The sequence below is a fragment of the Streptomyces sp. NPDC020362 genome (genome assembly GCF_040642095.1).
Taxonomy (GTDB): Bacteria; Actinomycetota; Actinomycetes; order Streptomycetales; family Streptomycetaceae; genus Streptomyces.
The window spans coordinates 2,850-9,168 of sequence record NZ_JBFAET010000278.1 but is presented as its reverse complement, the minus strand read 5'-3'; the positions used below and the strand labels follow the sequence as shown (position 1 = coordinate 9,168).

The window sequence follows — 6,319 nt, the reverse complement described above, 5'->3', positions numbered from 1 at the left end:
GAACCCGGTCCCCGGCCGGTTCAAGGACTACATCGCGATGCCCAAGTTCAACATGTACCAGTCGCTGCACACGACGGTCAACGGCCCCAACGGCACTCACGGGCCGTGGCGGCGAGATACCCGTCCCGGACGCGTGCGAGGGAACGTCCCGAGAGACCGCGCTCGAACCAGCGATCGCTCGCCCTGCACGGCCGGCCGGGCCTTTCGGCGGACACAGAGAGCTCCGGTGCGGTGCCGTCCTGGACGGTTCCACCACACCGGAGGTCTGCGCCACGGCCGGGCCCGGCCGGCGTCTGCAGTGCTGGTGATCGGTGCACCTAGCGGCCTGCGACGTCCATCCCGCCGTCGATCGTGACGACCTGGCCCGTGACCAGTGGGCTCGAGGACTCGGCAAGCCGTGTGATCCAGGGCGCGATGTCCTCGGGGTCCGATACGCGGCCCAGCGGGATGCCCTGCACGACGCCCGCGAACAGCCCCTCGACCTGCTCGTCGCTGAGCCCGTTGGCCGCGTAGGCCTCGGTGCGCACGAAACCGGGGGCGACGGCGTTGACCCTGATGCCCCGAGGCGCGAGCTCGGCGGCCCAGCTCCTGGTGAAACTGTGCACGGCCGCCTTGCTCGCCGAGTAGACCGAGCTGTCGGGCCCCGGGTTGTGCCCGCCGCGACTGGACACCAGGACGATGCTGCCGCCGGGCGAACGCAGCAGCGGCAGCAGATGGCCGGTCAGGAGCAGGGGACCCAGGACATTGGTTTCCAGGACGTCCCTGGCAACGCCGGTGTCGAGCGCCGCCAGCGGGCTGAAGCGGAAGATGCCCGCGTTGTGCACGAGGACGTCCAGCGACCCGGTGCGCTCACGGACCGCTTCGGCGACGGCTTCCGCCCCCGACTCCGTGGTCACATCGGCGGTGACCGGAACGATCACCGGACTCAGGGCGGCGACTTCGGCCAGTCGCTCCTTGCGGCGGCCGGTGACGATCACTGCGGCGGCGCCCAGCGACGCGAACGCCACAGCGGTGGCACGGCCGATGCCGGTGCCGCCTCCCGTGACGACGACGGTCTGCTGGGCGAAGGGCTTGTCCGGCATGGCGATTGCCTCTCTGGTCCGGTCGGGGGAGGCCAGTACAGCCTGCGTGTCTCGGGCCGTGGTCGAGCCCGCGAAGAGGAGCGGGGTCCGGCGGAGGCCGATCGGGCTGCTGCCTCCTCGGCTCGCGCGGCCTTCGGCGCCGGCGTCGGCGGGCCGCCGGACCCGCACCCGGCGCGCGACGAGTGGTGCTAGGGCTGCGCGGCGAGTGCCGGCACCCGGGTGGGCACCGGTGGATTCCACCAGTTCGGGTTCTCCCGGTACCAGGTGACCACCTCGGTGATGCCACGTTCGAAGGGGACGGCAGGCGTGTAGCCCAGCTCACGGCAGATCTTGGTGTCGTCCAGCGCATAGCGCAGGTCGTGGCCCTTGCGGTCGGGAACCGAGCGCACGAGTCCCGGGTCGGCGTCGCACAGCTTCACCAGGAGGTCGGTCAGCTGCCGGTTGGTGCGCTCGTTGCCCCGGCCGATGTTGTAGATCTCGCCGGCCCCTCCCCGGGTCAGCACACTGTGGAGGGCACGGCAGTGGTCGTCGACGTGCAGCCATTCCCTGACGTTCCTGCCGTCGCCGTAGAGCGGCACCGGCATGCCGCGCAGCAGATTGGTGACGAACCGCGGGATCAGTTTCTCGGGGTGCTGGTGGGGACCGTAGTTGTTGGAGCAGCGGGTGATGGACACATGGAGGCCGTGGCTGCGCCAGTACGACCTTGCGATGAGATCGGCGGACGCCTTGGACGCGGCGTAGGGCGAGTTGGGCAGCAGCGGATGCTCCTCGGTCCACGAGCCCTCGGCGATCGAGCCGTACACCTCGTCGGTGGACACGTGCACCACCCGCTGCACCCCGGCGGCCACACAGGCGTCAAGAACGGTCTGTGTACCGCACACGTTCGTGCGGACGAACGGGGACGCGTCGGCCAGGGACCGGTCGACATGGGACTCCGCGGCGAAATGGACCACCGCGTCGTGTCCCGGAAGCAGGTCGAAGAGCAGCGCCCGGTCGCAAACGTCTCCCTGGACGAACGTCAGCCGTGGGGCGTCGGCCGGGAGGTTCGCCCGGTTGCCCGCGTAGGTGAGCTTGTCGAACACGGTGACGTCGGTGTCCGCGCTGTCCGGATAGCCCCCGTTGAGCAGCGTTCGGACGTAGTGGGACCCGATGAAACCGGCGCCCCCGGTGACGAAGACCCTCATGCGGAGCCCTCCGCCCAGGCCGGTGAATGCGCCATCGGTAACTCCTTCCTCGCAGTGCGGACCGCGATCGGCGGGGTCAGCGTGGAATCAGTGCCACCGCGGCGCCGAGACCGAGGTTCTGGTGGATCTCCAGTGTCGCGGTGGAGCGGTTGAGGGTGATGTAGTGCAGGCCGGGAGCCCCTTCGGCGAGCAGCCGCTCGGCCATGGCGGTGGCGTGCTCCACTCCGATGCGATGCCCCTCGGCCGGGTCGTCGGCCGCACGCTCCAGCCGGTGGGCCAGGTCCTCCGGGAAGGCGGCGCCGCTGAGTTCGGCGAAGCGGCGGATCTGGCGTACATCGGTGGCGGGCATGATCTCGGGGATGAGAGGCGTCCGGCAGCCGGCGGCGGTGACCCGGTCGCGCAGCCGCAGATAGTCCTCCACGTGGAAGAACATCTGGGTGATCGCATAGTCGGCTCCGGCCCGGCACTTGGCGACGAAGTGCCGTATGTCACCGTCCCAGTCCGGCGAGCGTGGATGGCGTTCGGGGAAGGCCGCGACGCCGACGCTGAAGTCACCCGTCTCGCGTATCAGGGTGACGAGTTCATGGGCGTACGTGAGGCCCTGGGGGTGCGCGGTCCAGGGGCCGCCGGGATCGCCGGGAGGGTCGCCGCGCAGAGCGAGGAGGTCGCGTACCCCCGCGTTCGCGTACTGGCCGATGATGTGCCGCAGTTCGGCGACCGAGTGTCCGACGGCAGTGAGGTGGGCGACGGGCCGCAGGGTGGTGTGCGTTGCGATCCGCTGGGTCATGTCGACGGTGCGGCCGCGGGAGGAGCCGCCGGCGCCGTAGGTCACCGACACGAAGGTGGGTGACAGCGCTTCGATCCGGCGGATCGCGTCCCACAGCGTACGGGTGCCCGCCTCGCTCTTCGGGGGGAAGAACTCGAAGGAGAAGGAACGCTTCCCACTGGCGAGGACGTCACGCAGGGTGGTCATGAACGTCCTCCCGCGTTGAAGTACGTAGCTTCGGGGTGGTGCATGACGATGGCGTCGGTGGACTGCTCGGGGTGGAGCTGGAACTCCTCGGAGAGACGGACGCCGATCCGCTCGGGTCCGAGCAGGTCGGCGATCTTCGCCCGGTCCTCGAGGTCGGGGCAGGCGGGGTAGCCGAGGGAGTACCGGCAGCCCTGGTACTCCGTGCGGAGCACCGCCTCCAGCGAGCCCGGGTCCTCGTCGGCTATGCCGAGTTCGGCGCGGACGCGGGCGTGCCAGTACTCGGCGAGCGCTTCGGCCAACTGCACGGACAGACCGTGCAGTTCGAGGTAGTCGCGGTAGGAGTTGGACTCGAAGAGCCTGGCGGTCTCCTCGCCGATCCGGTTGCCGACGGTGACCACCTGGAGGCCGACGACATCGGTCTCGCCGGACTCCTGCGGGCGGAAGTAGTCGGCCAGGCACAGCCGGCGGCCGCGGCGCTGGCGCGGGAAGGTGAAGCGGGTGCGCTCGGATCCGTCCTCGTCGAGCAGGATCAGGTCGTCGCCCTTGGACACGCACGGGAAGTAGCCGTAGACGACGGCCGCCTCCAGCATCTTCCTGGTGTGCAGTTCCTCCAGCCAGCCGCGCAGCCGTGGCCGGCCCTCGGTCTCGACCAGCTCCTCGTACGTCGGTCCGCCCGTGCGTGCCTGCTTGAGGCCCCACTGGCCCTTGAACAGCGCGCCCTCGTCCAGCCAGGACGCGTACTCCTTGAGCTGGATGCCCTTGACGACGCGGGTGCCCCAGAACGGCGGAGCGGGCACCGGGTTGTCGGTGGCGACGTCCGAACGGGACGGCCCTTCGGGCTCCGTGACCTCCAGGAGGGGGATGTCACGCCTGGGCACCCGGCGCTGCCTGAGCTCGGGCAGCGTCGCGCCGGGCACCCCGCGCTTGACCGAGACGAGGGCGTCCATCAGGCGCAGGCCTTCGAAGGCGTCGCGGGCGTAGCGGACTTCGCCCTCGTAGATCTCGTGGAGGTCCTGTTCGACGTAGGCGCGGGTGAGGGCGGCGCCGCCGAGGATGACGGGGAAGCGGGCGGAAAGACCGCGCTGGTTGAGCTCCTGGAGGTTCTCCTTCATGATCACTGTGGACTTGACCAGGAGACCTGACATGCCGATGACGTCGGCCCGGTGTTCCTCGGCGGCTTCCAGGATCGCGGAGACCGGCTGCTTGATGCCCAGGTTGACGACGTTGTAGCCGTTGTTGGACAGGATGATGTCGACGAGGTTCTTGCCGATGTCGTGGACGTCGCCGCGCACCGTGGCCAGCACGATGGTGCCCTTGCCCTCGGCCTCCGACTTCTCCATGTGCGGTTCGAGGTGGGCCACCGCCGTCTTCATGACCTCGGCGGACTGCAGCACGAACGGCAGCTGCATCTGCCCGGAGCCGAAGAGCTCACCGACGGTCTTCATACCGTCCAGCAGGGTCTCGTTGACGATGTCCAGGGCGGGCCGGTCCTGGAGGGCCTCGTCCAGGTCGGCCTCCAGACCGTTGCGCTCCCCGTCGATGATGCGGCGCTTGAGACGCTCCTCGAGCGGGAGAGCGGCCAGCTCCTCGGCCTTGCCGGCCTTCAGGGACTTCGCCGTGGCCCCCTCGAACAGGGCCATCAGCTTCTGCAGCGGGTCATAGCCCTCGGCACGCCGGTCGTAGACCAGGTCCAGGGCCGTGGTGACCTGCTCCTCGTCGAACCGGGCGATCGGCAGGATCTTGGAGGCGTGCACGATCGCCGAGTCCAGGCCCGCCTTGACACACTCGTGCAGGAAGACCGAGTTCAGCAGGATCCGGGCGGCCGGGTTGAGACCGAAGGAGATGTTGGACAGGCCCAGCGTGGTCTGCACGGCCGGATGCCGCTTCTTCAGCTCACGGATCGCCTCGATGGTGGCGATCCCGTCCCTGCGGGACTCCTCCTGACCGGTGCAGATCGTGAAGGTCAAAGTGTCGATGAGGATGTCGTCCTCACGGATGCCCCAGTTCCCCGTCAGATCGCCGATCAGCCGTTCGGCGATCTCGACCTTCTTCCCGGGGGTGCGGGCCTGGCCCTCCTCGTCGATGGTCAGCGCGATCAGCGCGGCACCGTGCTCCCGCGCCAGCTCGGTGACCTGCGCGAAACGCGAGCCCGGGCCGTCACCGTCCTCGTAGTTCACGGAGTTGATCACCGCACGGCCGCCGAGCTTTTCCAGACCCGCCCGGATGACGCCGACCTCGGTGGAGTCCAGGACGACCGGCAGCGTGGACGCGGTCGCGAAACGGCCGGCCAGCTCCTCCATGTCGGCGACGCCGTCGCGGCCGACGTAGTCCACACACAGGTCGAGCATGTGCGCGCCCTCGCGGATCTGCTCCCGGGCCATCTCCACACAGTCGTCCCAGCGGGCGGCCAGCATGGCCTCACGGAACTTCTTCGAACCATTGGCGTTGGTGCGCTCACCGATGGCCAGGTAGGAGGTGTCCTGCCGGAACGGCACCGTCTGGTAGAGGGAGGCGGCACCCGGCTCGGGCCGCGGGTCACGCCCGGGCGGGGTCAGGCCCCGCACACGCTCCACGACCTGCCGCAGGTGCTCGGGGGTGGTACCGCAGCAGCCGCCCACCAGCGACAGGCCGTACTCGCGGACGAAGGTCTCCTGCGCGTCGGCCAGCTCCGGCGCGGTGAGCGGGTAGTGGGCACCGTCCTTGCCCAGCACCGGCAGGCCCGCGTTCGGCATGCACGACAGCGGGATCCGGGCATTGCGGGCCAGGTAGCGCAGATGCTCACTCATCTCGGCCGGACCGGTCGCACAGTTCAGCCCGATCATGTCGATACCGAGCGGCTCCAGCGCGGTCAGCGCCGCACCGATCTCCGAACCCAGCAGCATGGTGCCCGTCGTCTCCACGGTCACCGACACGATGACCGGCAGGTCCAGGCCGAGGGCGGCCAGAGCGCGGCGCGCCCCGAGGACGGCCGCCTTGGTCTGCAGCAGATCCTGGGTGGTCTCCACCAGCAGCGCGTCCGCACCGCCGGTGACCAGACCCTCGGCGTTGCGCTGGTAGGCATCGCGCAGGGTGGTGTAAAG

The 6,319-nt window shown here is 69.6% G+C and carries 5 protein-coding genes; 1 reads left to right on the top strand and 4 read right to left on the bottom strand.

Going from position 1 to position 6,319, the window contains the following annotated elements; genetic code table 11:
* Window positions 1-355: hypothetical protein (locus AB0H32_RS44235; RefSeq protein ID WP_361134037.1), on the top strand; the 355-nt coding region annotated here is incomplete at its 5' end.
* On the opposite strand, the gene AB0H32_RS44230 is transcribed toward AB0H32_RS44235, so the two are convergent.
* The 4 genes from AB0H32_RS44230 to metH all read right to left on the bottom strand — a co-directional run.
* Window positions 318-1,082, bottom strand: a complete 765-nt coding sequence (locus AB0H32_RS44230; RefSeq protein ID WP_361134034.1) for an SDR family oxidoreductase — start codon at window positions 1,080-1,082, stop codon at window positions 318-320. The two genes, AB0H32_RS44235 and AB0H32_RS44230, sit on opposite strands and share 38 nt — an antisense overlap.
* A gap of 188 nt (window positions 1,083-1,270) precedes the next feature.
* Complete coding sequence (gene rfbB, locus AB0H32_RS44225) at window positions 1,271-2,266, bottom strand: dTDP-glucose 4,6-dehydratase (protein ID WP_361134031.1); 996 nt, start codon at window positions 2,264-2,266, stop codon at window positions 1,271-1,273.
* Window positions 2,267-2,342: 76 nt separating this feature from the next.
* Window positions 2,343-3,239, bottom strand: coding sequence for a methylenetetrahydrofolate reductase [NAD(P)H] (gene metF / locus AB0H32_RS44220; protein ID WP_361134028.1), 897 nt, complete (start codon window positions 3,237-3,239; stop codon window positions 2,343-2,345).
* A partial coding sequence (gene metH / locus AB0H32_RS44215) for a methionine synthase (RefSeq protein ID WP_361134025.1) occupies window positions 3,236-6,319 on the bottom strand: 3,084 nt, incomplete at its 5' end. The genes metF and metH, both read right to left, overlap by 4 nt.

Coding starts and splice junctions, on each gene's coding strand:
- AB0H32_RS44230 (WP_361134034.1), bottom strand. CDS start 1,082: ATGCCGGACAAGCCCTTCGCCCAGCAGACCGTCGTCGTCACGGGAGGC.
- rfbB (WP_361134031.1), bottom strand. CDS start 2,266: ATGAGGGTCTTCGTCACCGGGGGCGCCGGTTTCATCGGGTCCCACTAC.
- metF (WP_361134028.1), bottom strand. CDS start 3,239: ATGACCACCCTGCGTGACGTCCTCGCCAGTGGGAAGCGTTCCTTCTCC.